Below are 25890 nucleotides of genomic sequence, written 5' to 3' on the forward strand. Positions count from 1 at the left end.
AAGTTTTTGAGTTGTTTTAGTCACCAGGCAAAGTGTATCGCACTTAAGCCAGCTTCGTAAAAAACTCTGCGGGCGTTTGGGTTAAAAGTGTCCGCTCTTAGCGTATTTCATGTTTTTTCAGCAGCGCCCGTAGCTGGTGATAGGTTAAACCCAGCAGTTCTGCGGCCTGTTTCTGGTGATATTTCGCCGCCTGTAACGCGGCGTCCAGCAGCCGTCTTTCTTCGTCATGTTGCCATTTGCGCAGATTCAACGGCAACGACGGGCGGCCTTCTGCCGCTGTGTAAGGCATGGCCTGGGCATTTTCTACGGGACTGCGGCGAAACGGGTCGAGAATAATAGTATCGACCGGCTCATCGCTGCTGGCGTGACGATACACCGAACGCTCCACCACGTTTTTCAGCTCGCGGATATTGCCCGGCCAGCGATAGCCAAGCAGCGTCTCACGCGCGCGCTCAGTAAAACCAGGGAATAGCGGCAGGCCCAGTTCGCGGCACATCTGAATGGCGAACTGCTCCGCCAGCAGCATGATATCGGCGTCGCGCTCGCGCAGCGCGGGAAGCAGCACCACATCGAAGGCGAGCCGGTCGAGCAGGTCGGCGCGGAATTTTTCTTCTTCCACTAATTGCGGCAGGTCGGCGTTGGTGGCGCAGATCAACCGCACGTTCACCTGCAACGGCTGGCTGCCGCCGACGCGCTCCAGCTCGCCATATTCAATGACGCGCAGCAGCTTTTCCTGTACCAGCATCGGCGCGGTGGCGAGTTCATCCAGGAACAGCGTGCCGCCATCAGCGCGCTCAAAACGCCCCGGATGGCGTTTCTGCGCCCCGGTAAAGGCGCCCGCCTCATGCCCGAATAACTCAGAATCAAGCAGGTTTTCATTAAGCGCCGCGCAGTTAAGCGAAATAAACGGCCCCTGCCAGCGGCGCGACAGATAGTGCAGGCGGTGGGCGATAAGCTCTTTGCCTGTGCCGCGCTCGCCGATAATCAGCACGGGTTTGTCGAGCGGTGCCAGCTGCGAAACCTGTTCCAGCACCTCAAGAAACCGGTTCGCCTCGCCAATCAGGTTATCTTTGTATTCGGTCATGATGAAATTCACCACTTAGTAGCGTATCTCACTACTGTAGCCTGGGGGGCGCAGCGGTGCAATTTTAGTTAATCATTATTAATCAATAACTTATAAAGTTGGCACAACATTTGTATTAAGCCATACAGCAAGGGCTTAGCCCGTCTTACCATGTAGAGGATGAAATTATGGGTATTTTTTCTCGTTTTGCCGACATCGTGAACGCCAACATCAACTCCCTGCTGGAGAAGGCTGAAGATCCGCAAAAACTGGTCCGCCTGATGATTCAGGAGATGGAAGATACACTCGTCGAAGTGCGCTCTACCTCCGCACGCGCGCTGGCTGAAAAGAAACAGATAGCCCGCCGCATCGAGCAGGCGAACGCGCAGCAGGCCGAATGGCAGGAGAAAGCCGAGCTGGCGCTGCGTAAAGATAAAGACGATCTGGCACGTGCCGCGCTTATCGAAAAACAGAAACTGACGGATATTATCCGTACGCTGGAAGAAGAAGCGACCCAGCTGGATGAAACCCTGGCGCGCATGAAACAGGAAATCGGCGAGCTTGAGAACAAACTCAGCGAAACCCGCGCCCGCCAGCAGGCACTGACCCTGCGCCACCAGGCGGCGTCCTCATCACGCGATGTGCGCCGCCAGCTCGACAGCGGCAAAATCGACGAGGCCATGGCGCGTTTCGAATCGTTCGAACGCCGTATCGATCAGATGGAAGCCGAAGCGGAAAGCCACGGTTTCGGCAAGCAGAAATCGCTGGATCAGCAGTTCGCCGAACTGAAAGCGGATGATGACATTAGCGCGCAACTGGCGGCGCTGAAAGCGAAAGTGCAGCAACGCGACGGCGAGTAATCGCTCGCGTTGACAAGGAGCGCGGCGGCACTGGCCGTCGCAATATTCACCCGTAAGGAGAACTCATGAGTGCACTGTTTCTGGCTATTCCGTTAACGCTGTTTGTGCTGTTCGTACTGCCGGTCTGGCTCTGGCTGCACTACAGCAACCGCTCCGGGCGCGATGCGCTCTCGCAGAGCGAGCAGCAGCGTCTGGCGCAGTTAAATGAAGAGGCGCAGCGCATGCGCGAGCGTATTCATGCGCTGGAGCAAATTCTCGATGCCGAGCACCCGAACTGGAGAAATCAATAATGACGCGGACTTTTAGCGGCAAAAAACTGGGGCGGCTTCCCCGCGAAGGCATGGTCAAAGGCGTTTGCGCCGGTATCGCGCACTATCTCGACGTGCCGGTTAAACTGGTGCGCCTGATAACCGTACTGTCGATGCTCTTTGGGCTCTTTTTTATCACGATTGTCGCCTATATCGTGCTGACCTTCGCGCTCGACCCGCTGGATGAGACGCAGGAAGGAGAGGCGGCGCCGACCAGCAGCGAGCTGCTGAAAGCGGTGGACGCCGAGTTTGCCGCCGGTGAACAGCGCTTAAGGGCGATGGAGCGTTATGTCACCTCGGACGCTTTCTCGCTGCGCAGCCGGTTCCGCCAGCTATAATTATTCTATCAGGGGGCCGCGCCCCCGGTTTTAAAGGAGTTGCTATGAATTCCACCACACGCTGGCAGAAAGTCTCCCGCCACGCGAAGCCTGGCCTTAAGCTCGCTGGCAAGCTGGCTCTGATGACCGCGCTGCGTTACGGGCCGGCAGGATTTGCAGGCTGGGCGGTAAAATCGGTCGCCCGTCGTCCGCTGAAGATAGCGCTGGCGTTTGCGCTTGAGCCGCTGCTCAAACGACTCGCAAGACGCGTCTCCGCGCGTTATATCAATAACCCTTCCCGTAAATAGCCCGAGCCCCTCGGGCTTTTTTATTTCTGGCGTTTTTTGCGCTACTTCACAATTACTCACACCCATTTCCGGAAACCGGGTTTTATTCTTAAAAGCAAACTTTTCGCGCGTTGACACTCCCTGTTTTCCGGGATTAACCTTTCTTCGTGGGACCGCTACCATGAGAAATGTTATCAATGGAAAAAATAACAACAGCAGAAATAAACAGTGATGTTATTCGACATTTAATTACGCGAATTTATGGCGATACTTTTAGCGATGCGCATTTTATTGCGCTTGAGAAAGCTATTTCTCAAACGCGTAGTGAGATAAGTGCGCCGCGTAAAAAAGGGTGGGATGAAACGGACGTAGTATTAATTACCTATGCCGATCAATTCAGCGCGCCGGGCGAAAAACGGCTCGCGACATTGCAGCGTTTTTTTAACGACTGGCTGAAACCTTTTTTCTCTCATACTCATCTGTTGCCGTTTTATCCGTGGTCGTCCGATGATGGGTTTTCCGTGGTGGATTACCACCGCGTCGACCCCCAGTGCGGTGACTGGGACGATATCGCCCGGCTTAATCAACATGCGCGGCTGATGTTTGATTTTGTCTGCAATCATATTTCCGCCAAAAGCGACTGGTTTGCAAATTATCTTGCGCAACAGCCAGGCTTTGAGGATTTTTTTATCGCGATGGATCCGGCGGCCGATTTATCTGCCGTCACCCGACCACGCGCGCTGCCGCTATTAACGCCGTTTACGCTGAAAAACGGCGAGGTGCGCCATCTCTGGACGACTTTTAGCGAAGACCAGATTGACCTTAACTTCGCAAGCCCCGCCGTATTGCTGGCGATGGTGAAGGTTCTTTTGCATTACCTGCGTGAAGGCGCGCAATATGTCCGCCTCGATGCTGTCGGGTTTATGTGGAAAACACCTGGAACGTCCTGTATCCATCTGGAAAAAACACATCTGTTAGTGAAGCTGTTTCGCGCCATCGCTGATGCGGTCGCGCCGGGCACCGTTATCATCACTGAAACCAATGTGCCGCATAAAGACAACATCGCGTACCTCGGCAACGGGCATGACGAAGCGCAGATGGTCTACCAGTTTCCGCTGCCGCCGCTGGTGCTGCATGCTATTCATACCCGCAACGCCCGTGCGCTATGCCAGTGGGCGCAGGGCCTGTGCGATGCGCGCGTCGGTGAAACCACCTGGTTTAATTTCCTGGCGTCTCATGACGGCATTGGGCTAAACCCGCTGCGCGGCATCCTGCCGGAAGCGGAAATTCTGACTCTGGTACAGGAGCTCCAGGCCGAAGGCGCGCGGGTGAACTGGAAAAACAACCCGGACGGCAGCCGCAGCCCGTATGAAATCAACGTCACTTATATGGACGCGCTCAGCGCCCATGGCGACAGCGACGCGCCGCGCCTGGCGCGTTTTCTGCTGGCCCACGCGCTGTTATTAACCTTTCCCGGCGTTCCGGCCATTTATATTCAAAGCATTCTGGGCTCGCGCAATGATGAAGAAGGCGTGGCGCGTCTCGGTTACAACCGTGCGATTAACCGTCAGAAATATCACGAGACGGAAATCATCGGGGCATTACAGATACCGGGAAATTTACGGCACGATACCTGGAAACAGCTTGGCGATTTAATAATGTTGCGCCGTCAACACGCCGCATTTCACCCCGACAGCGTCTTTGCCGCGCGCTGTATTAACGACAGCGTGATGGAAATTATTCGTACCGCGAATAATGGCGCGCAAATTACCGCACTGTTTAATATCAGTGATAAGCCGCAGACGATTTCTTACGATGCGTGCGGTCAGCGTGAATTAATTTCCGGCGTGACGCCAGAGAATGGAACGCTCACGCTCGCCCCCTGGCAAGCAATGTGGCTTAACAAAGCCTGAAAGGACTAAATATGCGAAATAATAATAGCGTGCTGATTTCAGCACTGGTTGCCTGCGCCCTGATGTCAGGCTGCAACGATGATAAAAAAGATCATGTCACTATCGAATTTATGCACTCGTCAGTGGAGCAGGAGCGTCAGGCGGTTATTACGCAGCTGATCGCTCGCTTTGAAAAGGCCAACCCGGATATTACCGTAAAACAGGTGCCAGTCGAAGAGGACGCCTATAACACTAAAGTCACCACGCTCGCCCGTTCCGGCGCGCTGCCGGAAGTGATTGAAATCAGCCACGACTACGCCAAAGTGATGGACAAAGAGCAACTGCTGGATCGCGACGCTATCAAAGCCGCGGTGGCTGACGTGGGAGAAAAGCAGTTCTTTGACGGCATTCTGCGCATCGTGCGCACCGAGGATGGCACCGCCTGGACCGGTGTGCCGATCAGCGCCTGGCTTGGCGGCGTCTGGTACCGAAAATCGCGGCTGGCGCAGGCGGGCCTGAGCGCGCCTCAGGACTGGCAGTCGCTGCTGAACGCCGCGACGCTGCTCAATAAACCCTCCGATAAAAAATATGGCATCGCGCTGCCGACCGCTGAAAGCGTGATGACCGAACAGGCGTTTTCGCAGTTTGCGCTATCAAATGGCGCCAACGCTTTTGACGCCAATGGCAACATTACACTCAACACGCCTGAAATGCGCGAGGCGCTGGAGTATTACCGTGAGCTGGCCATGCTCTCCATGCCCGGCTCCAGCGATGTCATGGAAATCAAAGACGCCTTTATGAACGGCACCGCGCCGATGGCCATTTACTCCACCTACATTCTGCCGGCCGTGTTTAAAGAGGGCGATCCGCAGGATCTCGGCTTTATCGTGCCGACCAAAAAATCCTCCGCCGTCTACGGCATGCTGACCTCGCTTACGATCACCGCCGGACAGCGCGAAGAAGAAACCGCAGCGGCGAAGAAATTCGTGGTCTTTATGGAGCAGGCGGAAAACGCCGCCGACTGGGTGCTGATGTCCCCGGGCGCGGCGCTGCCGGTGAATAAAACGGTCGTCGAAACGCCGACCTACCAGCAAAACCCTGTCATTAAAGCGTTCGGCGGGCTTACCCGCGAGCTTATCGCGCAGTATCCCAACGTGCAGATCTTCGGCTCCGTCGGCAATAAAAACTTCACCCGCATGGGCGATGTCACCGGTTCCGGGGTAATTAACGAAATGGTTAACAGCGTGACGGTGGGTGGCAAATCGCCGGAAGCAGCGCTCACGCTTGGTCAAAAACGCCTGGATGAACTGGTCGCCAGACCATAACTCCGCTTCAGGAAAGGACGCTCATGAAGACGTTAACTTCCGGTAGAACCGACCTGCCATTTGCCATGCTGCTCCTGGCGCCCAGCCTGCTATTGCTGGGCGGCCTGGTGGCCTGGCCGATGCTGTCGAATATCGAAATCAGCTTTTTACGCCTGCCGTTGAACCCGCGGCTGCCGTCGCAGTTCACCGGGTTTGAGAACTACCGCAACATCCTCTCCGATCCGGGATTCTGGCATTCGCTGTGGATGACATTCTGGTACACGGCGCTGGTCGTGGCCGGGAGCACCGCGCTGGGGCTTGCAGTAGCCATTTTCTTTAACCGCGAGTTCCGGTTTCGCAAAACGGCGCGCTCGCTGGTGATCCTCTCTTACGTCACGCCGTCGATTTCTCTGGTATTTGCCTGGAAATATATGTTCAACAACGGCTACGGCATCGTGAACTGGGTGGCAGGCGATCTGCTGCATCTTTACCAGCGCGCGCCGCTGTGGTTCGACAACCCCTCCAGCAGCTTTGCGCTGGTGGTGCTGTTCGCCATCTGGCGCTACTTCCCGTATGCCTTTATCTCGTTTCTGGCGATTTTGCAGACGATTGATAAATCGCTCTACGAGGCGGCGGAAATGGACGGCGCCAGCGCCTGGCAGCGGTTTCGCATCGTGACGCTGCCCGCCATCATGCCGGTGCTGGCGACGGTCGTGACCCTGCGCACTATCTGGATGTTTTACATGTTCGCCGATGTTTATTTGCTCACTACTAAGGTCGATATCCTTGGGGTGTACCTCTATAAAACCGCGTTTGCGTTCAACGATCTCGGCAAAGCAGCGGCGATCTCCGTGGTGCTGTTCGTCATCATCTTCGCAGTGATCCTGATTACCAGAAAACGGGTGAATCTCCATGGCAACAAATAAACGCTTTGCACGGCGCGCCGGTTTTTATCTCGGGCTGGCGCTGTTTCTTATTGCAACGCTTTTTCCTTTTTTTGTAATGCTGATGACTTCATTCAAAGGCGTTAAAGAGGCGATTTCGCTGCATCCGACGCTGTTTCCGCAGCACTGGACACTGGAGCATTACGTCGACATTTTTAACCCGCTGATCTTTCCGTTCGTCACCTATTTTCGCAACAGCCTGGTGGTGTCGGTGGTGGCCTCCGGTGTGGCGGTGTTCATTGGCATACTCGGCGCGTATGCGCTCTCTAAGCTGCGCTTTAAAGGCCGGATGACCATCAACGCCAGTTTCTACACGGTGTACATGTTCTCCGGGATCTTGCTGGTCGTACCGCTATTCAAAATCATCACCGCGCTTGGCATCTATGACACCCAGCTTGCCATCATCGTGACGATGGTGACCCAGACGTTGCCGACCGCCGTGTTCATGCTGAAAAGCTACTTCGACACTATTCCGGATGAAATCGAAGAGGCGGCGATGATGGACGGTTTAAACCGCCTGCAAATCATCTTTCGCATCACCGTGCCGCTGGCGGTATCCGGACTGGTGTCGGTGTTTGTCTACTGCTTTATGGTGGCGTGGAACGATTATCTCTTCGCCTCGATTTTCCTTTCCAGCGCATCGAACTTCACGCTGCCGGTCGGGCTTAACACCCTGTTCAGCACGCCGGACTACATCTGGGGACGCATGATGGCGGCCTCGCTGGTGACCGCGCTGCCGGTGGTGGTGATGTACGCGCTTTCCGAACGTTTTATTAAAAGTGGTCTGACCGACGGCGGCGTTAAGGGCTGACCGGGTCGTTTTCAGGGAGAAAATCATGCAAAAATTAGTGGCTCAGGCACCGCGTGTGGCAGCGCTGGTGGAATATCAGGATCGCGCAGTCGCGCAAAACGAAGTGAAAATTCGCGTCCGTTTCGGCGCGCCGAAACACGGCACTGAAGTCGTGGATTTTCGCGCCGCCAGTCCGTTCATCGACGAAGAATTTTCCGGTGAATGGCAACTGTTCACGCCGCGCCCGGCAGACGCGCCGCGCGGTATTGAATTCGGTAAATTCCAGCTCGGCAACATGGTGGTAGGGGAGATTATCGAATGCGGCGCGCAGGTGACGGGCTACGGCGTGGGCGACATGGTCTGTACCTACGGCCCGCTGATGGACACCGTCATCGTCAACGCTGTCGATAACTACAAGCTGCGCAAGATGCCGCAAGGCGCGAGCTGGAAAAACGCTGTTTGCTACGATCCGGCGCAGTTCGCCATGAGCGGCGTGCGCGACGGTAACGTGCGCGTCGGCGATTATGTGGTAGTGATTGGCCTTGGCGCCATCGGGCAGATTGCCATTCAGCTCGCTAAAAAAGCGGGCGCGTCGGTGGTTATCGGCGTTGATCCTATCGCGCACCGCTGCGATATCGCTCGCCGCCATGGGGCGGACTATACCTTCAACCCGGTCGGTACGGATATCGGCCTTGAAATCAAAAAACTCACCGGCAAGCAGGGCGCGGACGTCATTATCGAAACCAGCGGCCATGCCGACGCGCTGCAGGCGGCGCTGCGCGGCATCGCCTATGGCGGCACTATCTCCTACGTGGCCTTTGCCAAACCGTTTACCAGCCTCAACTTCGGGCGCGAAGCGCATTTCAACAACGCGAAAATTGTCTTCTCTCGCGCCTGCAGCGAGCCGAACCCGGATTATCCGCGCTGGAGCCGCAAGCGTATCGAAGAAACCTGCTGGGAACTGCTGATGAATGGCTATCTCAACTGTGAGGATCTGATCGATCCGGTAGTGCCTTTCGCGCAGAGCGCGGAAAGCTACATGAAGTATGTCGATCAGCACCCGGAACTGAGCATCAAAATGGGCGTCACTTTTTAATTCACGGATGAAACAACAATGAAAATCGCAACGCAGAATCAGGCTTTCTTTCCGGAAAATATTCTGGAGAAATTCCGCTACATCAAAGCGATGGGCTTTGACGGCTTTGAAATTGACGGCAAGCTGCTGGTGGATCATCTCGACGAGGTCAAAGCGGCCATTAAGGAGACTGGCCTGCCGGTGACCACCGCCTGCGGCGGCTATGACGGCTGGTTCGGCGACTTCATCGAAGAGCGTCGTCTTAACGGGCTTGCGCAAATCACCCGTATTCTGGAAGCGCTGGCGGAGGTGGGCGGCAAAGGCATTGTGGTGCCCGCAGCCTGGGGGATGTTCACATTCCGCCTGCCGCCGATGAAAGCGCCGCGCAGCCTGGCAGGCGATCGCAAAGCGGTTAGCGAGTCGCTGCGCTATCTCGACGGTGTGGCAGCACGTACCGGCACCACCGTGTTGCTGGAGCCGCTCAACCGCTATCAGGATCACATGATCAACACGCTTGCCGACGCGCGGCGTTATATCGTCGAAGGCGGCCTTAAGCACGTAAAAATCATCGGCGATTTTTATCACATGAATATCGAAGAAGATAACCTCTGCGCGGCCTTCCATGACAACCACGATCTTCTCGGCCACGTGCATATCGCCGAGATGATCAGCTATAAGGGTAAGGTGCTTGATTATAAAGAAATTTACAAGTCAGCGGTTTTGCTGTGGGGCATGGGTGGGGCATTTACAGTTATGCTTTTGTTCAGGATAGAGAGCTGATCCGCATCGTTTTCAGACATCCATTTACCGTAAACCTGATACACCATTCTCGCGTTCGCATGGCCCATTTGCCCGGCAATAAAGTTGGGGTTAGCTCCCGCTGAAAGAGCCCAACAGGCATACGTATGTCTGGACTGGTACGCTTTCCTGTGTCGGATACCGGCGCGCCTCATAGCCGAAGCCCAGCTCATGTTCAGAGAACCAGTAGCATAGTTAATCCCGCAATGCGGGTTCTTGGTATATATGCCCGGATTAAAGACGAACGTGCATTTATCCAGGCGCGTCTTACCGTACTCACGAAGAGCAACGCTGATGTCATGCTGCTTACCGAGCCGGGTCAGCTCGGCTTGGTCTCGCAATACCGTAATAGCTGCATCAATTAACACGATCTTTCGGTCTGTTCCGGCCTCAGTTTTGGGCGGTGTAAAATTCCGGGCTGAGGTGTAATTCCTTGTGACGGTGATAGTGCCAGCCTTGAGATCAATATCCTCCCACGCCAGAGCACATAATTCGCCATGTCTCATTCCAGTAAAAACGGCGAGACTCCAAAGGTTTTTAAGCTGACGGTTGTCACAGCAGGCAATAAGACGTTCAAACTCATCTTTAGTTAACGGGTCCGGGTCAGATTTAGCTCTCTTCAAGGGCACTAAGTTTTGCATGGGGTTTGAAGGTAAATAGCCATTATTTTTAGCGAATTCTAATGCTCCGTTTACTACTCGCAGATAGTAGTTAACAGTCGAGGCTGTACGTCCCTTAACTGGTTTTGTATGCCAGTGTTTAGGGTGTTGAAAACCTACAAGTAGCTCTTTACGTAATGAGAGCAAAAATTCCTGATTGATCGAAGCGATGGGCGTTCTGGCACCGATGTATGGCATTACATTCTTAATGGCAGCCTTGTAACGTACGTAAGTGTTCTTGCAGACGTCTATTTGCTTTAACGACAGCCATTTGTCAGTAAGGGTGGCGAAATCAATGTTGGGTTTAGCTTCACCGAAGCGGGCCAGATTGTGTGAGTCCGGAAATTGCGCGGCATAATCAAACGTTCCCGTTTTTATGGCATAACAAATAGCATTGCGAAGCTCACCGGCTTTTTTACGGTTTTTAGGGGAGTCAGGGACCCCCAAGTTTTCCCTGACTCTAACCCCTTTGTAGAGGAACCAGATGCGGAGTTTTCCGCCGTGGTTCTCCACACCCGTTGGGTACTGAATCATCACGACTCCTTTTTACTGAAACGAACTTAAGCGGAGTAACGACGTGGCTTTGCCATTGCCTGCCGTTCGATCCAACGATCTATCTCTTCCAGGTTATAAAAGCAGGGGCTGTTATCCCAGGGCTGGCCATCAGGCGCGACATGTATGTACTCTTTGCCTTCAAGGAAGCTTTGTTCCCTTGCTCTTTTCAACGTTCCTCTTTTGAACCCTTTAAGCGCAATAAGCTGTTCTTCCGCAACCCATTTCCCAGGGGATACAATCATCACTACTTCACTCATGAAATCCTCCTCGGCCCGAAAGCCGCTATCAAAATACAAAATTTAATTCACTACTAAAAAGCGGGGCGTGCGCCCGGTTATTACTGTGGGATCTCTTCATCGTAAGCCGCATCTGGTTCACTTTTCTCCGCGCTAGAAGGGGCTGGGAATTCGTAAGGAGCCCCTTCAAGTTGAAGCCATAGAGCGGAGCGGGCTGCTTTGATGGTCGGCCAGTCCATGCCTTTAATTCGCTCCCAGGAGCGAGAGCAGAACACTTGTTCCAGAAGGTCGGCTTTAGCGCGTTTAGCGTCGTTACTTGTGCCGCCATGATGTTTATTCAGCAGCTCGACGATCTCATCGAGGGCGATCTCTTTCGCGCGTTTCTCTTTCTGCCATGTCGGCAAACCATCATCGGCAAACAGCTCGCCATTATCGCGAGAGGTATCCACGCCTAAATGTGTTCCGCCCAAGTTAAGGAACTCAATGTGCGGCAGAAAGTGTTTAAACGTCGGGTTCGCGAATGTCTGTCCGTCGATACGGGTAGAGCGGTCCTTAAGAATGCGCGCGGTGCGCCATACCTGCCCGGACTCAAGATCCATCTGCTTTTCCATCTGAATCAGTATTGAAGGCTCGTAACCCGTCTCGGTTTCGGCCTTCATTTTGATGCCGGTTTTTTCTAACTGGCGCTTTCCGTCGTCGCCTTCGAAAAAATCGTACTCATAGCCCGCGCGGCCACACATGATGATGTGCGCCTGGCTATTAACGAAACGGTCAGTAAAACGCCGCCATTCTTGTTTCAGCCACGCCCAGTCTGAGAATTCAAGGCCACGCTTACGTTTGCGGCGCGTTGCGTACTCATCACACAAGCACGTCCAGAAATGGCTGATTGAGTCGATGATGAGTACTGAACCGCTTTGTTCCGCTTCATTAACAGCGGCAAGCAGATCCACAAACGCGCGCGTTTTAGCTGTATAAAGCTCAATGTTCTCTGCATCGAAGCGGGGTTTAACCCAATCCGAACCGGTTTCGGTATCAAGGAACATTACCGGCTTATCACCCATTGCAAGCCCACGCTGGCGCATCAACAGGACGAGGCCGATCGCCAGTTCGCTGGCAGTGTAAGTTTTGCCGTCTCCGGCAAAGCCCATGATTCCGGCTTTAAGGAAAGCCTGTGTATTAGTGGCTCGTTGGAAAAGGGCCATTTCATCCTCTCCTCAAATCCATGTTTAATGCTGTCTGTTTGGCCGCGAGCGTTTCGGCGGCGTACCGCAGAAACTCGGCTGCCTTTTCCTGAAAATCCACATCATCGAAGGTTGCGGTAAGGGCGGCTTTATCCGCCTGGGTGTTGCTGAGTAGAGCGTGAAGGTGATGAAACTTAATATGGCGATCGTATAAGTCGGCCAGCTCTGCTTCTTCCTCTTCCCGAGCTATTTGTATGTAGTGGTCTTGCCATGCGCGCTCTTCGATACGGTCATGCATGAAATACGCGTTCACGATTCCTCCTGTAAAAGGGCGTAAAAATCCCCGGCGCCTTTTTAGCCGCCAATTACAAAGGTTTGATTAATGTCTGAAAGGGTGGGTCAGTGGGTTAGGGGATTACCGAACCCATCAAGAAACACTTCGACTACACGATCAGTAATGCGGATTTGCTCGCGCATTGAGTGAAGGTAAACGTGTTTACCGCGGATCGCTGAGACTCGATAAGCGCAACCATCGCGGAGCGCCATCATTCCAGGTTCAAGGCATTGCCTGATTACCGGCATAGTGCCGTAGTGTTGATTAACCATCTTCTCCCTTGCCGTTATCGCCCGGCTGGCGGAACGTTTAGAGCTTTGTAATCACTGCGTCGTGGTTACGTGATGGAGTGAACTTTAGTTTTCTCATAGTAATTAGTCAATATTATTATTGAGAAAACTCATGATAAAAGGCGTGAGTATACAGTATCTTGTTGATTAAAAGGCAATTAAAGTGGGTTAAATTTCAGGGATTATTGGAACGCTTACGGGCTTCAAGCAACTCATCGAAGAGGCGATTAAAGTTTTTTACCCGGGCTCGCATGTTACCCATCTGTGCTTTTTGCTCAGACTCTGGTAATGCGCGGTAAAGCCTGATCATCTCAAGTTCATCATCAGACAGTTCGAGGGGCGCACCCGCTGGAACCGCCTGAGTCGGAGCTTGGTTTTCGTCTCCGAACAACAGCCATGTAGGGGTGCACTGCAGTGCTGCGGCTAACTTGTGAAGGTTTTCACCTCTTGGGGCTGTGTTGTCGCTTTCCCATAGTGATATTGACGAATCGGAGACGCCAGCAGCCCGGCTCAAGTCTCGTTGACTAAAACCTATCTCTTTACGTCTTTGGCGAATACGCCTGCCCAAAGTGATGTTGTTCATATTGAGATATCTTAAAGTTTCTTGACTTGAGATTCCTTGCGATTTTAACATTGAGAAAACTCAGATTAAGGAGTCGATATGTTTAAAGAGGATGCCATTAAAGTTTTTGGAAATAAGTCTCGCGTTGCATTTGCGGCAGGTGTTGACCCCTCCGCAGTCAGCCAGTGGAAAATCCTTGTTCCAGAGCGTTGTGCTCAACGTTTAGCCGATGCTTCTGAAGGGACACTTCACTACGACAAAAACCTTTACGACGAATACCGCAAGAAAAAACGTTTGAGTCGAAAGGCTAACACTGAATCTCAGAAGGATTCTGACTGATGGAAATCAAAAAACTCGGCATGGAGCTTGAGCAGTGGGCGGCGGAAAAGGGCTGGAAGACCATCACGCCGATGATTACGGCGCATCATTCCGGCGGTCTTCTGGAAAGCCTGAGCGTTCAGGACGCCAAAGAGTACAGCCGCCGGCTGCATAACAACGCGCAGATTATCAAGCGCGCTTTCCGGGGCGACTCACCAAAGTACCGCCGCAACGCTGAAGCGCTGAGCTATGCGGTTAAGGCTGCCATGAACGCTGAGCTGGAAACCGCTGCCGCCGAACAGCTGCGGGCCGCTGTGGCGAACCGCGAGTGTATCGAGGCGACGAACGCCGTGCTGATGCGCAAGCCGAAGGACATTATCCGTAAGGAAACACTGGAAGCGATTAATGCCCTGGCAGATTTACTGCCGGGTTACGAAGTGAAGCTGGTTCCGGCTATGCCGAACGCAGTTTAGCGCAGTAGAATCGAGGTCTTTTTATGAGTATGGAACTGATGGTTCAGGCAATGAAAGTGAAAGTGGGGAACCCGCTGCGCAAGCTGGTCCTGCTTAAGCTGGCCGATAACGCAAGCGACCAGGGCGAATGCTGGCCGAGCTATCAGCATATCGCCGATCAATGCGAAATCAGTCGACGCTCAGTGATGAACCATATTAATGCATTATGCCTGTCCGGGCTGATGATTAAAGAAACCCGAACCGGACCCAAAGGAAACACCAGTAATTTTTACCGGCTGACCTTAGACGGGGCCAGTAATAAACAAGGCATAGTGCAGCAGATTCACCAGGGGGGTGAAGGAGATTCACTAGGTGGTGCAACAGATTCACTAGGGGGTGGTGCAGGAGATTCACCCAGAATCAGTCACTCTTTTGAACCAGTCAAAGAACCAGAAAACACTTCTTGTCCCGACGCTTCGCTGTCGGACGAAAAGCTCACCAAAGCTGAGTTTTTGACACGGCATCCTGAAGCCGTGGTTTTCAGCCCCAGGAAAAGCCAGTGGGGCAGTCAGGAAGATTTGACCTGCGCGAAGTGGATCTGGACGCGAGTGCTGAAATTGTACGAGCAGGCCGACACCCTTAACGGCGAACCTGTCCGGCCTAAAGAGCCTAACTGGACGGCATGGGCGAACGATATACGCCTGATGCGCATGCTGGATGGCCGTACACATAAACAGATTTGCGAGTTATTTCGACGGGTACAGAGCGACCCGTTCTGGATCCGTCAGGTTAAATGCCCGTCCAAGTTGCGTGAGAAATGGGATGACCTGGTGATCAGGTGTTGCACTGGCGTGAACATGCCCGCTTGGCGCGATGTGAATCATATTCCGGAGCCTGATAATACAATTCCGGCAGGTTTTAGGGGTAACCATGCACAGTGCGGCTTCACTCATAATTTCTGCTTCTGGCAAGAGGGGGGAAGCATAGGGTAATGTCCGCTTTGAGCGAGAAGCGGACGTTAGTACCTATCTACAAACAGTGAAAAATGGATATATAAACTGTGGCTATTCATTTTGATTATAAAATGAATAATATTAAGCTGCCGCTTAGCGGCAGCTTGGTCAAGAAAACATATTTTTAATTATTATACACTGCGGGCAGTTTTCTATATCTTCCATTCTTAGGAAGTCCGATTTGGAAATAATTACTGAATTATTCATCCCGGAAAACTGAAGTTGGCCAAACAAATTTAATTTTGATTTTTTTTCGGAATATTTAGAAGCACCTTTTCGTTGTTCCACCCCATCAATTACATGCAATTCCTTGGTTCTTTCTTCCTCCAATATATGATTGGAAAGAAAGTCAGAAACGTGCTCTAGCAAATCATTATCCTTTCTTGAAAAATGCCCAAGTAATATGTCCTCAAGCACTCCTGTATCACCATCATTCTCATGATAGATATAACAACCTAGCTCATGCTTACCATAAGCCACTACTGAACCATTAGATAAAGCTGTTTGCATCTCTAGTTCAGCCGTCATTTCTGAAAGTCGGCTTGGTACACCATGATCATCAGCATCGAAAAAGAATAAAAACCTAAATTCATAATTTAAACCTTTAGAAAAGTCATCATCTCCCACTAACCCGGAGTAAAGCTTTATTAATTCCCCCCTTTCAGCACTGCGTCCATCGCCATTGAGATTGTGGAGAAAAACAATCTTCCCTTGAAATTCTAACGCAACAGAAGGTAAAAGAAAGTTTGGGCTTTGATACCCTAATTTTCTATCAGCCAATACCATTTTTCCTGCTATGCCAGCAAAAAGGGTATTAAAAGGAAATGGGAAGTCTTTTATTTTCCTGTTGTCGGTTTTGAATCCTACAGTATGAAGAATTCTGGTTATAAATGAAATATCATGCTGTCCTTCACACGCTACTACAATCACTTTGTTCTTGTTCATATTACCCCCTAATATCCAGAGCAATATTTTCAATAAGATACTTAAAGCGTTCTCCTTCTACCCTTTTTGAGCTGATTTTATTGCCGCTATTAATCATCTGGAAGCCTGTTACTTGTTCTGTTTTATAACCATTTTCAACAAATGCTTCGATACATTCACGAGAATGAGAAGTTAAAAACACTTGAACATTAAAGGTTTCAGCAAGCTCTTGTGTTAATCGTGTAAACTCTTTTAAAAGGCTAAAATGAATAGCCGTTTCAAATTCGTCAATTAATATCACCCCATTCCTACATGAAGCAAACGCGAGCGCAATATAAAAAATTCGCTGAATACCTTCACCATAAGTAGTTAAATCAAAACTGCGCTCCAGTGAGTGCTTCGATTCAACCAAGAAACGTTTAACATCCATTTCTTCAGTATAACGTATATCGACAATGCTATCTTCTACTCGTTTCATAAATTCGATGACAAGGTTAATGGCTGTCTGTGAAAGCCCATCAACAGGTGTAATCTTAAGTTCAACGCTTCGATTGTAATCACTAATTGAATCATCGATATCATAAAAATACGGACTTTTGAATGATGATGAACAAAGATGGGATACTTGATCTGATATTCTTATCATGCTTTCATGTACATACGTATGTACCAAATTTGATATCACTATGCTATCAATTTGAGATGTCAGTTTATATGAAGCTATATAGTCATCTTTTTTATCTACGGTAGGTTCGTCGAATTTCTCCATGTGAACTGAAACATCAACTCCGTTAAACCGTCCCTCTATAGAAATTGGATCCTGAAACACGGAATTTAAAAACACTGGACTTAATGATGAGAATTTGTTTTTTTGTCTGATTAATTTAAAATGCGAAGCCATATCATTTCTTTGAGTAAGAAGATAGACTGCTTCCAGGAACGTGGTTTTAGCTGTATTATTAAACCCTGCAAAGATATTTATTCTGTTTAGGTTGTTAATTTCAAAGTGTTTTAATTTTTTGTATTTCTTTATATTGATAGTTTCAAAATGAGATTTGACGCCATATTCAAAAACAGTAGTGAAGTTCCCACCCTCAATATTTAAGCTGTTCTTCTTGGGTATAATTTTTGATAAGCTGTCTTTGGCCTCATCTAAAATGCGTGTATCATCAGCACTAATTAATGTTCTATAGTTAGTTAAACTTCTTAATGATTCCGAAAGGCTGGACAGGGCATCTTGGTAATTTTGTTTATCAACAGATCCACTTGATACTAAACCACGAGCAAGGCTTCTTTCATCTTCCATAACCTTCAAGGCATGCTCATCTTCGATAAACAAAGCGAGATCACGAATTTCAAGTGATTTTGTTATGATTGGTTCAAGCTCTTTATAATCATCACTGTTGTCGTAACTATCTTCATCTTCATTTTCTTCTGGTTCTGCATAAACTTCAGTTTTAGAAATCCATGAAAAAAGACGTTCTAAGTTAATTAAGTTATTAGCAGAATAACCTGCGTCATTCCAGCCCAGCCAATTTTTAATAACTGGCTTTTTCATTATCTCCTCAAAAATACCAACCATATCCGAAGAAAATTGCTCGCTATAATCACTCATCTTATAAGATTGAATTAAATTATAAACTCGCAACATTGATCTAAGGCGATGTTTGGTTATCCCTAATGAGTTTACCAACTCGTTTTCTTTACTAACGTATTCTTCTCGAGATGCGTTTTGATAAGGTTTCAGAAAATCGAACAGCAACTTCGATTGGTTGAATGTTGACCATTTTTTATTTCCACTGATATGTTTCAATCCCATAACTATGAGATGTTTTTCATTTTCTTCTTTGCTGTGAATTTCAAATGGCACGCTTCTAAATATGGCAGGATCAAGATTTCCTATTTCAAATCCATTTTCAAAAGCTTCCTGCAAAAATTTTAAGGCAGTTACTCGGCGATTACCTTCTAAAACAAGATATCTATTATCACCTAGTTCTCTAACTTGGATAATATCTACATCCAAAAAACCATTCGCTTTAAAACTTGCTATGAGGTCACGAATGTTCTCCTGTCCTCGGCCTTCAATAAATGTACGCGTTCTTTTCTGTACTTGTGTATCTAAAAGATTATCTTCGCCGACAAATCTGTAATTTTCGTTATCGACAAAGCGGTAATTATTAGGATCTAGATATAGATTCTTGAGATTCCTACTAAGTCTTGTCGTTCTGGGTGTTTCTTTAAATGATTCTGAATTCATGGAAATCATCCTCTTAACCTTTTGGTTCCAATTTATATTAGCTAGACCATTCATTCAACTTCAACAACGGTTTACTGCATGCGCACTTGAGCCTACACAAGTAATATGAAAATGTCTCAAAGTGAATGACCTCGTTTAGCATGGTACTTACAGGGTCAACTCAACAAATGTTAACAACTACCACCTCTGGCACAAAGCGGACTTTGAACACTTCTTAACATACCTCACCACCCGTTCATAGTCTTTCCCTTCTGCTAGTGATTCCAGTTAATGATTGATTTCAATCATAAAATTAAAGTGCCAATTACATGTCGCTTTGCTGAGATCATGGAAATTAACCAAATAGAGTTCTTGGTTCTAGTATTTCCCGATCCCACAAAAGATACTGTATTTATGTACAGTTAATATGTCAGTGAACCGTTAATGAAATGTTATCTGGTTGTGTAGGTGCAGGAGTTTTCACGAGCGAAGCTGCGATAGAGTTTTAAGTGTTAGGCGATAACGAACTTATCGTTAAGATGTAAGGGGTGTATTTTGTGAAAAAAATCAATATCGAGGTACCCAAGGCACTGATTCCCGTACTCGAAAGCGGAAGTTTCAATGGCGCGATCTTGCTTTACATGAAGAATTTAGAGGTTGTGGATGGATTTGCGCTTAGAGAAGATGAATTCGTGACATCTCTAGAAGATTTCAGACAGGCCACTCGGCTAGCTGGATTTAGCTCCCTTAGCTCGAATATAATTAAGCAATAGGGCTGAACACCCTAGGCTTTGTAGTCACTGCGCCTTATCGGAGAAACCGATGGCGCATATCAACTTAGTACTAGCCTTTCCTGATACGCTGGCCCCGGGTACCCCCGAGACTGGCGCTTTCCTTTGTCCAGCGTTCGACCTCTACGGAGGTGCGGCGTGAACTTTCCCAAAGACGGCATCCGCCTTCACCAATCCAACTTCGCTTCAATCGGCCAGCAATTGCAGCCGCTACTGGCTAATGGCGATTGCTACCGCCTGATCATCAGACCGTGGCGCGAAACTCGCAGCCTTTCACAAAATGCGCTGGCGCACATGTGGTTCGCTGAAATCAGTGCCTATCTCATTAAGCGGGGCAAATCCTTTGCTTCCCCGGCGTGGGTTAAGGACGCGCTGAAGCATTCCTATCTCGGTTACGAACGCCGTGAGATGACTGACGTCATTACCGGCGAGAAAACTACAATCAGTTCCCTCCGTCATACCTCCGATCTCGATACCGGCGAGATGCATTTCTTCCTCTCGCAAGTTGAAGCTTGGGCTCTGAGCATCGGTTGCCGTCTCACTATTCCTGAGGACTGTGAATATGCGCAGCTCCGGGCAGAGCAGGAGGCTTAATCATGCGTATGGGATGGTTTGAACACTCGGATTGCACCGCAGAAGAGGCCGACGAGCTGCTTCGCCAGTATCGCAAACGCGGTATGAAAGCGGAGCGGTCTCTGTCTGCTGACTGTAAGACGTTCGTTGTTCGCGTACTGCTGCCGGAAAGCAAATACCCGCCACGGCAGGACACCACATTTCAACAACGGATGTGGAGGTGAGGGTGAAGAGTATTTATCGAAGCGCTAAATGGCTGGCCGCCGTTCGCCAGTTAGATTGTTGCGTGCTTTGCCGCCGCTGGGGTGTACAGGCGGCACATCGCAACGAGGACAAAGGCATGGGCCTTAAGGCAGATGACAGCCTGACGGCAGCGCTCTGTGTTGACTGTCATCATGCTATCGATAACGGCAGCGAACTGACAAGAGAGGAGCGTCGCGCATTAATGGACCGCGCCATCGTGCTTACGCTTCGGGAGCTGACGCGGCGCGGTCTGGTGGTGCCCAAATGACGAACACCTATGAATTCACATTGCCGTATCCACCAAGTGTTAACGACTACTGGCGGCGTGGAAATGGCATTACCTACATCAATAAGAAAGGCCGCGAGTACCGTCGGGCAGTGCAGGAGATCCTGCATATCCTCAAGCTCGACATAAACACCTCTGCGCGGCTTAGGCTGCGCATTATCGCGAACATGCCTGATAAACGCCGCCGCGATATCGACAACATTCTCAAAGCGGTCTGCGACTCACTAGAGAAGGGCGGTTTCATGCAAAACGACTCGCAAATAGACGAACTAAAAGTGGTACGCGGGGAAGTCATTCCCGGTGGACGTCTGGGTATTAAAGTCACGGAGATTGAAGAGTGATAGCACAGGATTACGAATACATCCGTCAGCAACTCATTACCGCGACCGCTGATTTAAGCGGGTCAACCAAGGGGCAACTCGTTGCGTTCGCAGAAAACGCTCAATTAGCCACGAACCGCTACAAGCGAAAGCGCCTGAAGGTTAGGGATGAGGAAACCGGGAAGATGATTACCTTACATAACCCACCCGTACCGGGAGTGCAGCCCCGATCCAAAGGTTCATCAATCGCGCTGGTGCTTCCCGTCGAATACGCTACCGCGAGCTGGCGTCGGGCTGTACTGGCGCTTGATGAAGTCGAATGCGCCTGGCTGCTGTGGTGTTACTCCGAAAACATACGTTATGCACATCAGGTCGAGATAGTACGCTGGGGATGGGAGACTTTCAGCGAGGAACTCGAGGGACAACGCATCGCCGGTAAGACACTGGAGCGTTTGCGTGCGTTGGTATGGCTGGCGGCGCAGGACGTTAAACGCGAGTTACGAAATGTGCCGCAAGGCTGCTACAAAGCCCGGGAGCTGGCGCAGATGGTTGGGGTAACTAGATCTACCTGGTCGGAAGGATATGCCGCACGGTGGGCGCAAATGAGAGCCAATTTTCTGTATCTGGATAAGAGGGCCGTAATAGATGCAGCAAAAACACGTTCGAAGCAGAAGGTAGCAAATTACAAACAAGTTATTGCAAATCCGAACTAAAACCGGTAAATTTGTCTGCATTATGTTATTTTGCCTCTGTTGTATCTAACCCGCCTTGTGCGGGTTTTTTGTTTCTGCGACATGTGCCATCAGATAATATGGCTTCCATTACCGATACCTTCAGAGGCAACAAATGGCACTGGTGTTTATTCCTGCTCTCATCGTTTTACTCACTGCAAAAGAGAAAGAACTCGGTCGCGAGTTGACGCAACAAGAGGTTGAGACACTGCGCGATAATGCAGTCGGTATGGTAATGCCTGACGATATCGCTTTAAAAATGAATGAGAGCCGTGGTTATCCTGACGTTGACCCAGAGAACGTCTGGCATGATTGGCTTTCCTACAAAAACTCGTTTGACGTCCAGTAAAGAGATGCGCTCCTGCTCCTTAACATAGGCACTTTCTATAACCGCCTTGTTGTTTGGGTATAGAGCTTTTTGTGTGAGAAGTGGCCTTTTCATGTTATCTGGCGTTCCAACTTTGCAAACGTGCTGGAAACTAAAAAGTTGATAATAATCACGATATGAAAATAAAACCTTTTTCGTTAATGCCAGCGATCCTTTTCGTCCCAAGACCTTGCTACTTTTAAAGCGCGCCCCTCACATGGTGCAAATAATTAGCTGTAGCGAATTCTTCCGGTATTGAGTGCGAGTTCATCTTCACTGTTAAAATTGAGATGTGCCGCACCTAACCAACTCAGGGGAGAATAGTACGTTACAGAACAAGGGCTATGGAACGTCCTGAAGTCACCCATGTTGCCAGTTCTGCCGAACTGGCTTTTTTTTGGCCTAAATCTTATTTAGCGGGAGTGGCTTGAAAATTTAAGGGCTAATGCTAAATTTTTTGTCATCGTTGCATTGGCATGCGCGATAGACATCCAACACTTTTAATGGTGAATCCCCCTGTGCGGTGGGGCATTACTGGCTAAGTCCAAGGGTGAGCAGCATGCGAGACTTTGTTGCCAGTCAAAGTCTCACCGGGAAGCACCCGGCACTATTATTTATGAGGTTCCTTTTAAGGCCAGCTTGTCCGAGCTGGCTTTTTTTTGCCCTTTTCCTTATCTCCGTTCCACTCCTGTCTTAACACAGAACACTTCCCTGAACAGAGGAGGTGAGAGTATGTATCAAATGGATAAATTAACGACAGGCATTGCCTATGGCACATCTGTAGGTAATGCCGGTTTTTGGGTGCTCCAGCTCCTCGATAAAGTTTCCCCATCACAGTGGGCGGCTATTGGTGTACTCGGCAGTCTAGTGTTCGGCTTTCTTACTTTCCTGACCAACCTCTATTTCAAAATCAAAGAAGATCGGCGTAAAGCCGCAAGGGGAGAATAATGTCCCCGGCATTAAAACAACGAATCGTCGCAGCTATGGGCGGCGGGGCTATCGCTATTGCTACCGCAATGGTTGCAGGTAAAGACGGCTTAGAAGGACGCGAGTATGTGCCTTATCGGGATGTGGTTGGCGTTCTTACGGTCTGTGATGGACATACCGGCAAGGATATCATTCCGGGAAAGCGTTACACCGATGCCGAGTGTGATGCGCTTACCCAAGCGGATATGACACGTATCGCTCGCCAGATTGATCCGCACATCAAAGTAAAGACTACTGATACCCAACGCGCCGCTATCTACTCATTTGCCTACAACGTGGGTCCCTCAGCAGCTATCAAATCTACCCTGATGAAAAAGCTTAACGACAGTGATTATGCCGGAGCATGTAACGAGCTTAAGCGCTGGATTTACGCTGGTGGCAAGAAGTGGAAAGGACTTATGAATCGGCGAGAAGTTGAGTATGCAATATGCATGGCGGACAGCGTATATGACCTCTAAGTTAAGCGCCTCAGCAATCGGGTTACTCGCTTTAGGGATGATTATTGCTGGCTCTTTAGCGAACTATTATCACACTCAGCTCACAAAATCGCAGGCATCTTTAATTGAACTTAATCGTGAATTAAAAACGGCTAAAGATGATATTCAAGATATGCGGCACCGTCAGCAAGAGGTGGCTGCGCTGGATGCGATACACACGAAGGAGTTAGCGGATGCTCGGAAAAATATTGCTCAGCTTGAGCGCGATGTTGCTACTGGTCGTAAGCGGTTGCAGTTCAGTGCCACATGCGCAGCGAACGGAAAGACCGGCACCGGCAGCTTGGGCGATGCTTCCACCGCCAGACTTACAGACTCCGCTCAACGGGATTATTTCATTCTCAGAGAGCGAATCGAAAAAGTGACCCATCAGGTCGGCTATCTGCAGGACTACATCCGGCAGCAGTGCCTGAAGAAGTAACTAAAGTCTGTTGTTATGCGGATTAGGATTAAAACATTGCCCTGTTTGATAGCATAAACCAGATGGCTGGCGGTGTAGCTTGACCATTGATCTTACCAATCCCTAATAACAACATTAATGTGTACAATCCGAACCTAATCGTTTATTTTTTTTTGATGCAAAATTATATAAATCAATAATTTAAGTTAGGTGAGGGTTTCCATGAGAATCATAGCAGCTTTATTTGTAGGAATTTTGCTTACAGGATGTACCAACTACTCAGCGCAGCAACCTTATCGCTCCTCTAATGGCGAGCAAATGCTCATTAGCGCCAATATGCCAAATGGCATTTTGAAGTTATGGGTCAATGACGTTTTGGTTATTGATGACTCATTCCTTAACCAAGATAAAAGCCTCTCGGGTGCATTCAGCCAAAACTATACGAACGTTTACAACGGAACTTACAAGGGACGCAAAGTTATGGCGCGCTGTAAGTTTTCTCCTGGCGCGAAAGAATGTGATGTCTTCGTTGACGGCGAGTATGCAGCGAACCTTTTTCTGAGATAGATCTGACGGCATACGCATCCGAGCAGGCATTCACTGAGTGCCTGCGATAATGTCGTTAAACAAGAATCAGGTGCGCGAGATGGCTTAGCGAAAGCTTCGACGGGACAAGGCCTGATACTAGCTACATCAAGCAGTGGTGCCGTGACCTATAATGCAAAGATGCTTTTCACCACAAAGTGAGTGCGCGAAAATGAATTTTAAACCAAGATTTGAAGACTACACTGAGGCAGAGTTTACGCAACTTGTGAGCGGAATTTTTAACGCTGCAGGTGGCGAAGCATATCAAGATGAGTTAATTGAGCATGTTTGCACTCTATCTGAACATCCAGAAGGCTCAGATCTGATTTTTTACAATAATGATGAAGATATCACTCCTCAGGGTATCGTTAATGAAATTAAGACTTGGCGTAAAGCTAACGGTAAAAGTGGCTTCAAGTCATAAATGAAAAGGCCTCCTTAGGGGGGCTTTTTTATATTCTCTCCAAGGGGCATTCACAAGTGCGCCTGATGATGGTTGTCAGATTAATCCAGCCTTTGATGCCGATTGTAGAAGCTCATTCATAAAATGCTCTTCTACATGTCTGGCCAAGTTCCAATAAACATCAGGCGCTCTTTTTGGTGTTTCATAATTAACTACTAGATTAGTATTGAGGTAAAAAATATGGAAAGGGACTTTATCGCCATTCTTATCAACGAAGAACGTAACCTGGCTTAATATTTCACCTTCAATTAGAACGAGTTTTGTGTCGCTAAAGCATGAAAATTTGCATTGGGGGATCGTGAACTCCATCTTGTCATTTTCAAATTTGAACCTGATTAGAGAATGCTTTGTGGAGGACACATTCCAGTAATTGCATACTCTTTCTAAAATCAAATTCGTTTGATAAAGCAAGTCGTCTCCATTGCGAGATAGCATGCTACACAATCCAGAAAAAGTTAATTCGCTCATAGAATCTCCAAGGATATCAAATGGCACTCACCGACAAACAAGAAATGTTCTGTCGCGAGTACCTAATCGACTTAAACGCCACACAGGCGGCGATTCGGGCGGGGTACAGCGTCAAGACGGCTAACCGCACCGCCTCAGAAAACCTGTCAAAACCTGACATCCAAAACAGAATCGCCGAACTCAAGAATAAGCGCAACGAGGAAGTGGGTATAAATGCTGTTTATGTGCTCCAGCTCTGCTTATGTCGGCACCAATAATGTATCTAAAAGGTCAGCCATGTATTAGCTACCAGTAGTCATGATCTTTTATCAGCAAATCTCGCGTGACGGCGAACAACATGACTATGTAAGTGGGAATAACCATGCCTCCAAGAACCCCTAAAGCCTGTCGTAAACGTGGATGTGGTAAATCAACTACAGACAGAAGCGGATATTGCGAGGTGCATAAAGGTGCTGGCTGGGAGCGCTATAACAACGGGCGCACAGCAACACAGCGAGGCTATGGTGCTGAGTGGCGAAAGGTAAGGAACATCGTTATCAGGCGCGACAAAGGTCTGTGCCAATCGTGCAAACGTCTCGGAGTCATACGTCCCGGTTCAAGCGTCGACCATATTGTTGCTAAAGCGCATGGGGGAAGCGATGACATAAGCAACCTCGAATGCATTTGCTCTGAATGTCACAAGGCCAAAACCGCACGAGAAAGCTCGGTTAAACCGAAACATTTGAAAACATACAGAAACTGAAAGAAATTTTACAGGTGGGCTTAAGGGATTAATATCGCTACG

The 25890-nt window shown here is 49.4% G+C and carries 35 protein-coding genes and 1 pseudogene; 26 read left to right on the forward strand and 10 right to left on the reverse strand.

Features of this window, described 5'->3' with window-relative positions:
* Positions 1-97 precede the first annotated feature (97 nt).
* Positions 98-1099 carry a phage shock protein operon transcriptional activator gene (gene pspF / locus BJP61_RS10350; RefSeq protein ID WP_171998253.1) on the reverse strand — a complete coding sequence of 334 codons (1002 nt, stop codon included), beginning with the start codon at positions 1097-1099 and terminating at the stop codon, positions 98-100.
* A 152-nt stretch (positions 1100-1251) separates the two neighbouring features.
* On the opposite strand from pspF, the gene pspA reads away from it, so the two are divergent.
* The 10 genes from pspA (at position 1252) to BJP61_RS10400 (ending at position 9620) form a co-directional block, all read left to right on the forward strand.
* Complete coding sequence (pspA, locus tag BJP61_RS10355; protein ID WP_038862643.1) at positions 1252-1923, forward strand: phage shock protein PspA; 672 nt, start codon at positions 1252-1254, stop codon at positions 1921-1923.
* Positions 1924-1988: 65 nt separating this feature from the next.
* Positions 1989-2213 carry an envelope stress response membrane protein PspB gene (gene pspB / locus BJP61_RS10360; protein ID WP_004385364.1) on the forward strand — a complete coding sequence of 75 codons (225 nt, stop codon included), beginning with the start codon at positions 1989-1991 and terminating at the stop codon, positions 2211-2213.
* The gene (pspC, locus tag BJP61_RS10365) at positions 2213-2569 is read left to right on the forward strand and encodes an envelope stress response membrane protein PspC (protein ID WP_171998254.1); all 357 of its coding nucleotides are present in this window, start codon (positions 2213-2215) and stop codon (positions 2567-2569) included. The genes pspB and pspC overlap by 1 nt, the downstream gene beginning before the upstream one ends.
* Positions 2570-2613: 44 nt before the next feature.
* Positions 2614-2856, forward strand: a complete 243-nt coding sequence (gene pspD / locus BJP61_RS10370; protein WP_038862644.1) for a phage shock protein PspD — start codon at positions 2614-2616, stop codon at positions 2854-2856.
* A gap of 176 nt (positions 2857-3032) precedes the next feature.
* Positions 3033-4748, forward strand: a complete 1716-nt coding sequence (locus BJP61_RS10375) for an alpha-amylase family glycosyl hydrolase (protein ID WP_171998255.1) — start codon at positions 3033-3035, stop codon at positions 4746-4748.
* Between the two features lie 11 nt (positions 4749-4759).
* Complete coding sequence (locus BJP61_RS10380) at positions 4760-6052, forward strand: ABC transporter substrate-binding protein (protein WP_171998256.1); 1293 nt, start codon at positions 4760-4762, stop codon at positions 6050-6052.
* A 23-nt stretch (positions 6053-6075) separates the two neighbouring features.
* Positions 6076-6957: a sugar ABC transporter permease gene (locus BJP61_RS10385; protein WP_171998257.1), complete on the forward strand. Its 882-nt coding sequence runs from the start codon at positions 6076-6078 to the stop codon at positions 6955-6957.
* Positions 6944-7786 (forward strand): carbohydrate ABC transporter permease, encoded by an 843-nt coding sequence (locus tag BJP61_RS10390; RefSeq protein WP_038862649.1) that lies wholly within the window; start codon positions 6944-6946, stop codon positions 7784-7786. Before BJP61_RS10385 ends, BJP61_RS10390 begins: the two co-directional genes overlap by 14 nt.
* 25 nt (positions 7787-7811) lie before the next feature.
* A complete protein-coding gene (locus BJP61_RS10395) occupies positions 7812-8861 on the forward strand; it encodes a zinc-binding alcohol dehydrogenase (RefSeq protein WP_171998258.1) in 1050 nt (349 codons plus the stop codon).
* 18 nt (positions 8862-8879) lie between these two features.
* Entirely contained in the window at positions 8880-9620 is a 741-nt protein-coding gene (locus BJP61_RS10400) for a sugar phosphate isomerase/epimerase family protein (RefSeq protein WP_171998259.1), read from the forward strand.
* Here the strand turns inward: BJP61_RS10400 and BJP61_RS10405 are convergent.
* From BJP61_RS10405 to BJP61_RS10425, 6 genes are all read right to left on the reverse strand, one after another.
* Positions 9545-10831, reverse strand: coding sequence for a site-specific integrase (locus BJP61_RS10405; protein ID WP_171998260.1), 1287 nt, complete (start codon positions 10829-10831; stop codon positions 9545-9547). The genes BJP61_RS10400 and BJP61_RS10405 overlap by 76 nt on opposite strands.
* A gap of 26 nt (positions 10832-10857) precedes the next feature.
* Positions 10858-11109 carry an excisionase family protein gene (gene xisR, locus BJP61_RS10410; protein WP_007749489.1) on the reverse strand — a complete coding sequence of 84 codons (252 nt, stop codon included), beginning with the start codon at positions 11107-11109 and terminating at the stop codon, positions 10858-10860.
* A gap of 80 nt (positions 11110-11189) precedes the next feature.
* Entirely contained in the window at positions 11190-12290 is a 1101-nt protein-coding gene (locus BJP61_RS10415; RefSeq protein WP_171998261.1) for an AAA family ATPase, read from the reverse strand.
* 1 nt (position 12291) lies between these two features.
* Positions 12292-12582, reverse strand: a complete 291-nt coding sequence (locus tag BJP61_RS10420; protein ID WP_171998262.1) for a host-nuclease inhibitor Gam family protein — start codon at positions 12580-12582, stop codon at positions 12292-12294.
* 86 nt (positions 12583-12668) lie between these two features.
* Positions 12669-12875, reverse strand: a complete 207-nt coding sequence (locus BJP61_RS21710; protein WP_071603677.1) for a cell division protein FtsZ — start codon at positions 12873-12875, stop codon at positions 12669-12671.
* A gap of 193 nt (positions 12876-13068) precedes the next feature.
* The gene (locus BJP61_RS10425; protein WP_015386643.1) at positions 13069-13476 is read right to left on the reverse strand and encodes a helix-turn-helix domain-containing protein; all 408 of its coding nucleotides are present in this window, start codon (positions 13474-13476) and stop codon (positions 13069-13071) included.
* 78 nt (positions 13477-13554) lie between these two features.
* On the opposite strand from BJP61_RS10425, the gene BJP61_RS10430 reads away from it, so the two are divergent.
* From BJP61_RS10430 to BJP61_RS10440, 3 genes are read left to right on the forward strand one after another with little or no spacing between them, the layout of a single operon-like run.
* The gene (locus tag BJP61_RS10430; protein WP_038862658.1) at positions 13555-13794 is read left to right on the forward strand and encodes a Cro/CI family transcriptional regulator; all 240 of its coding nucleotides are present in this window, start codon (positions 13555-13557) and stop codon (positions 13792-13794) included.
* A complete protein-coding gene (locus tag BJP61_RS10435) occupies positions 13794-14246 on the forward strand; it encodes a toxin YdaT family protein (protein ID WP_085105414.1) in 453 nt (150 codons plus the stop codon). Before BJP61_RS10430 ends, BJP61_RS10435 begins: the two co-directional genes overlap by 1 nt.
* A gap of 23 nt (positions 14247-14269) precedes the next feature.
* Positions 14270-15217, forward strand: a complete 948-nt coding sequence (locus BJP61_RS10440) for a helix-turn-helix domain-containing protein (RefSeq protein WP_171998263.1) — start codon at positions 14270-14272, stop codon at positions 15215-15217.
* Between the two features lie 129 nt (positions 15218-15346).
* Here the strand turns inward: BJP61_RS10440 and BJP61_RS10445 are convergent, their stop codons facing one another.
* Positions 15347-16183: a DUF3226 domain-containing protein gene (locus BJP61_RS10445; protein ID WP_171998264.1), complete on the reverse strand. Its 837-nt coding sequence runs from the start codon at positions 16181-16183 to the stop codon at positions 15347-15349.
* 1 nt (position 16184) lies between these two features.
* Positions 16185-18419 (reverse strand): AAA family ATPase, encoded by a 2235-nt coding sequence (locus BJP61_RS10450; protein ID WP_015386648.1) that lies wholly within the window; start codon positions 18417-18419, stop codon positions 16185-16187.
* A gap of 908 nt (positions 18420-19327) precedes the next feature.
* Here BJP61_RS10450 and BJP61_RS10455 point away from each other — a divergent pair.
* The 11 genes from BJP61_RS10455 (at position 19328) to BJP61_RS10505 (ending at position 24599) form a co-directional block, all read left to right on the forward strand.
* The gene (locus BJP61_RS10455) at positions 19328-19783 is read left to right on the forward strand and encodes a YbcN family protein (RefSeq protein ID WP_171998265.1); all 456 of its coding nucleotides are present in this window, start codon (positions 19328-19330) and stop codon (positions 19781-19783) included.
* A gap of 2 nt (positions 19784-19785) precedes the next feature.
* Positions 19786-19986 carry a hypothetical protein gene (locus BJP61_RS10460; protein WP_032977422.1) on the forward strand — a complete coding sequence of 67 codons (201 nt, stop codon included), beginning with the start codon at positions 19786-19788 and terminating at the stop codon, positions 19984-19986.
* Positions 19977-20273, forward strand: coding sequence for a hypothetical protein (locus BJP61_RS10465; protein ID WP_038862663.1), 297 nt, complete (start codon positions 19977-19979; stop codon positions 20271-20273). Before BJP61_RS10460 ends, BJP61_RS10465 begins: the two co-directional genes overlap by 10 nt.
* Complete coding sequence (locus BJP61_RS10470; protein ID WP_075184250.1) at positions 20270-20632, forward strand: RusA family crossover junction endodeoxyribonuclease; 363 nt, start codon at positions 20270-20272, stop codon at positions 20630-20632. Before BJP61_RS10465 ends, BJP61_RS10470 begins: the two co-directional genes overlap by 4 nt.
* Positions 20629-21324 carry a bacteriophage antitermination protein Q gene (locus BJP61_RS10475; protein ID WP_171998266.1) on the forward strand — a complete coding sequence of 232 codons (696 nt, stop codon included), beginning with the start codon at positions 20629-20631 and terminating at the stop codon, positions 21322-21324. The genes BJP61_RS10470 and BJP61_RS10475 overlap by 4 nt, the downstream gene beginning before the upstream one ends.
* 133 nt (positions 21325-21457) lie before the next feature.
* The gene (locus BJP61_RS10480; protein WP_032990927.1) at positions 21458-21691 is read left to right on the forward strand and encodes a hypothetical protein; all 234 of its coding nucleotides are present in this window, start codon (positions 21458-21460) and stop codon (positions 21689-21691) included.
* Between the two features lie 750 nt (positions 21692-22441).
* Entirely contained in the window at positions 22442-22657 is a 216-nt protein-coding gene (locus BJP61_RS10485) for a class II holin family protein (RefSeq protein WP_007793917.1), read from the forward strand.
* Positions 22657-23154 carry a lysozyme gene (locus tag BJP61_RS10490; protein WP_171998267.1) on the forward strand — a complete coding sequence of 166 codons (498 nt, stop codon included), beginning with the start codon at positions 22657-22659 and terminating at the stop codon, positions 23152-23154. The genes BJP61_RS10485 and BJP61_RS10490 overlap by 1 nt, the downstream gene beginning before the upstream one ends.
* A complete protein-coding gene (locus BJP61_RS10495) occupies positions 23144-23611 on the forward strand; it encodes a lysis protein (protein ID WP_171998268.1) in 468 nt (155 codons plus the stop codon). Before BJP61_RS10490 ends, BJP61_RS10495 begins: the two co-directional genes overlap by 11 nt.
* A 201-nt stretch (positions 23612-23812) precedes the next feature.
* Positions 23813-24157: a hypothetical protein gene (locus BJP61_RS10500; RefSeq protein ID WP_171998269.1), complete on the forward strand. Its 345-nt coding sequence runs from the start codon at positions 23813-23815 to the stop codon at positions 24155-24157.
* Positions 24158-24347: 190 nt separating this feature from the next.
* Positions 24348-24599: a bacteriocin immunity protein gene (locus BJP61_RS10505; protein ID WP_171998270.1), complete on the forward strand. Its 252-nt coding sequence runs from the start codon at positions 24348-24350 to the stop codon at positions 24597-24599.
* A 75-nt stretch (positions 24600-24674) separates the two neighbouring features.
* On the opposite strand, the gene BJP61_RS10510 is transcribed toward BJP61_RS10505, so the two are convergent.
* Positions 24675-25106 (reverse strand): hypothetical protein, encoded by a 432-nt coding sequence (locus tag BJP61_RS10510; RefSeq protein WP_171998271.1) that lies wholly within the window; start codon positions 25104-25106, stop codon positions 24675-24677.
* A 20-nt stretch (positions 25107-25126) separates the two neighbouring features.
* Here BJP61_RS10510 and BJP61_RS10515 point away from each other — a divergent pair.
* Positions 25127-25336: pseudogene (locus BJP61_RS10515) on the forward strand (terminase small subunit); the annotation flags it as partial.
* Between the two features lie 131 nt (positions 25337-25467).
* Positions 25468-25848 (forward strand): HNH endonuclease signature motif containing protein, encoded by a 381-nt coding sequence (locus BJP61_RS10520; protein WP_171998272.1) that lies wholly within the window; start codon positions 25468-25470, stop codon positions 25846-25848.
* The last annotated feature ends 42 nt before the right edge of the window (positions 25849-25890 follow it).

It is taken from the genome of Cronobacter sp. JZ38 (genome assembly GCF_008932145.1).
Taxonomy (GTDB): domain Bacteria; phylum Pseudomonadota; class Gammaproteobacteria; order Enterobacterales; family Enterobacteriaceae; genus Cronobacter; species Cronobacter muytjensii.

Coding starts and splice junctions, on each gene's coding strand:
- pspA (WP_038862643.1), top strand. CDS start 1,252: ATGGGTATTTTTTCTCGTTTTGCCGACATCGTGAACGCCAACATCAAC.
- pspB (WP_004385364.1), top strand. CDS start 1,989: ATGAGTGCACTGTTTCTGGCTATTCCGTTAACGCTGTTTGTGCTGTTC.
- pspC (WP_171998254.1), top strand. CDS start 2,213: ATGACGCGGACTTTTAGCGGCAAAAAACTGGGGCGGCTTCCCCGCGAA.
- pspD (WP_038862644.1), top strand. CDS start 2,614: ATGAATTCCACCACACGCTGGCAGAAAGTCTCCCGCCACGCGAAGCCT.
- BJP61_RS10375 (WP_171998255.1), top strand. CDS start 3,033: ATGGAAAAAATAACAACAGCAGAAATAAACAGTGATGTTATTCGACAT.
- BJP61_RS10380 (WP_171998256.1), top strand. CDS start 4,760: ATGCGAAATAATAATAGCGTGCTGATTTCAGCACTGGTTGCCTGCGCC.
- BJP61_RS10385 (WP_171998257.1), top strand. CDS start 6,076: ATGAAGACGTTAACTTCCGGTAGAACCGACCTGCCATTTGCCATGCTG.
- BJP61_RS10390 (WP_038862649.1), top strand. CDS start 6,944: ATGGCAACAAATAAACGCTTTGCACGGCGCGCCGGTTTTTATCTCGGG.
- BJP61_RS10395 (WP_171998258.1), top strand. CDS start 7,812: ATGCAAAAATTAGTGGCTCAGGCACCGCGTGTGGCAGCGCTGGTGGAA.
- BJP61_RS10400 (WP_171998259.1), top strand. CDS start 8,880: ATGAAAATCGCAACGCAGAATCAGGCTTTCTTTCCGGAAAATATTCTG.
- BJP61_RS10405 (WP_171998260.1), bottom strand. CDS start 10,831: ATGATTCAGTACCCAACGGGTGTGGAGAACCACGGCGGAAAACTCCGC.
- xisR (WP_007749489.1), bottom strand. CDS start 11,109: ATGAGTGAAGTAGTGATGATTGTATCCCCTGGGAAATGGGTTGCGGAA.
- BJP61_RS10415 (WP_171998261.1), bottom strand. CDS start 12,290: ATGGCCCTTTTCCAACGAGCCACTAATACACAGGCTTTCCTTAAAGCC.
- BJP61_RS21710 (WP_071603677.1), bottom strand. CDS start 12,875: ATGGTTAATCAACACTACGGCACTATGCCGGTAATCAGGCAATGCCTT.
- BJP61_RS10425 (WP_015386643.1), bottom strand. CDS start 13,476: ATGAACAACATCACTTTGGGCAGGCGTATTCGCCAAAGACGTAAAGAG.
- BJP61_RS10430 (WP_038862658.1), top strand. CDS start 13,555: ATGTTTAAAGAGGATGCCATTAAAGTTTTTGGAAATAAGTCTCGCGTT.
- BJP61_RS10435 (WP_085105414.1), top strand. CDS start 13,794: ATGGAAATCAAAAAACTCGGCATGGAGCTTGAGCAGTGGGCGGCGGAA.
- BJP61_RS10440 (WP_171998263.1), top strand. CDS start 14,270: ATGAGTATGGAACTGATGGTTCAGGCAATGAAAGTGAAAGTGGGGAAC.
- BJP61_RS10445 (WP_171998264.1), bottom strand. CDS start 16,183: ATGAACAAGAACAAAGTGATTGTAGTAGCGTGTGAAGGACAGCATGAT.
- BJP61_RS10450 (WP_015386648.1), bottom strand. CDS start 18,419: ATGAATTCAGAATCATTTAAAGAAACACCCAGAACGACAAGACTTAGT.
- BJP61_RS10460 (WP_032977422.1), top strand. CDS start 19,786: ATGCGTATGGGATGGTTTGAACACTCGGATTGCACCGCAGAAGAGGCC.
- BJP61_RS10470 (WP_075184250.1), top strand. CDS start 20,270: ATGACGAACACCTATGAATTCACATTGCCGTATCCACCAAGTGTTAAC.
- BJP61_RS10480 (WP_032990927.1), top strand. CDS start 21,458: ATGGCACTGGTGTTTATTCCTGCTCTCATCGTTTTACTCACTGCAAAA.
- BJP61_RS10485 (WP_007793917.1), top strand. CDS start 22,442: ATGTATCAAATGGATAAATTAACGACAGGCATTGCCTATGGCACATCT.
- BJP61_RS10490 (WP_171998267.1), top strand. CDS start 22,657: ATGTCCCCGGCATTAAAACAACGAATCGTCGCAGCTATGGGCGGCGGG.
- BJP61_RS10495 (WP_171998268.1), top strand. CDS start 23,144: ATGACCTCTAAGTTAAGCGCCTCAGCAATCGGGTTACTCGCTTTAGGG.
- BJP61_RS10500 (WP_171998269.1), top strand. CDS start 23,813: ATGAGAATCATAGCAGCTTTATTTGTAGGAATTTTGCTTACAGGATGT.
- BJP61_RS10505 (WP_171998270.1), top strand. CDS start 24,348: ATGAATTTTAAACCAAGATTTGAAGACTACACTGAGGCAGAGTTTACG.
- BJP61_RS10510 (WP_171998271.1), bottom strand. CDS start 25,106: ATGAGCGAATTAACTTTTTCTGGATTGTGTAGCATGCTATCTCGCAAT.
- BJP61_RS10520 (WP_171998272.1), top strand. CDS start 25,468: ATGCCTCCAAGAACCCCTAAAGCCTGTCGTAAACGTGGATGTGGTAAA.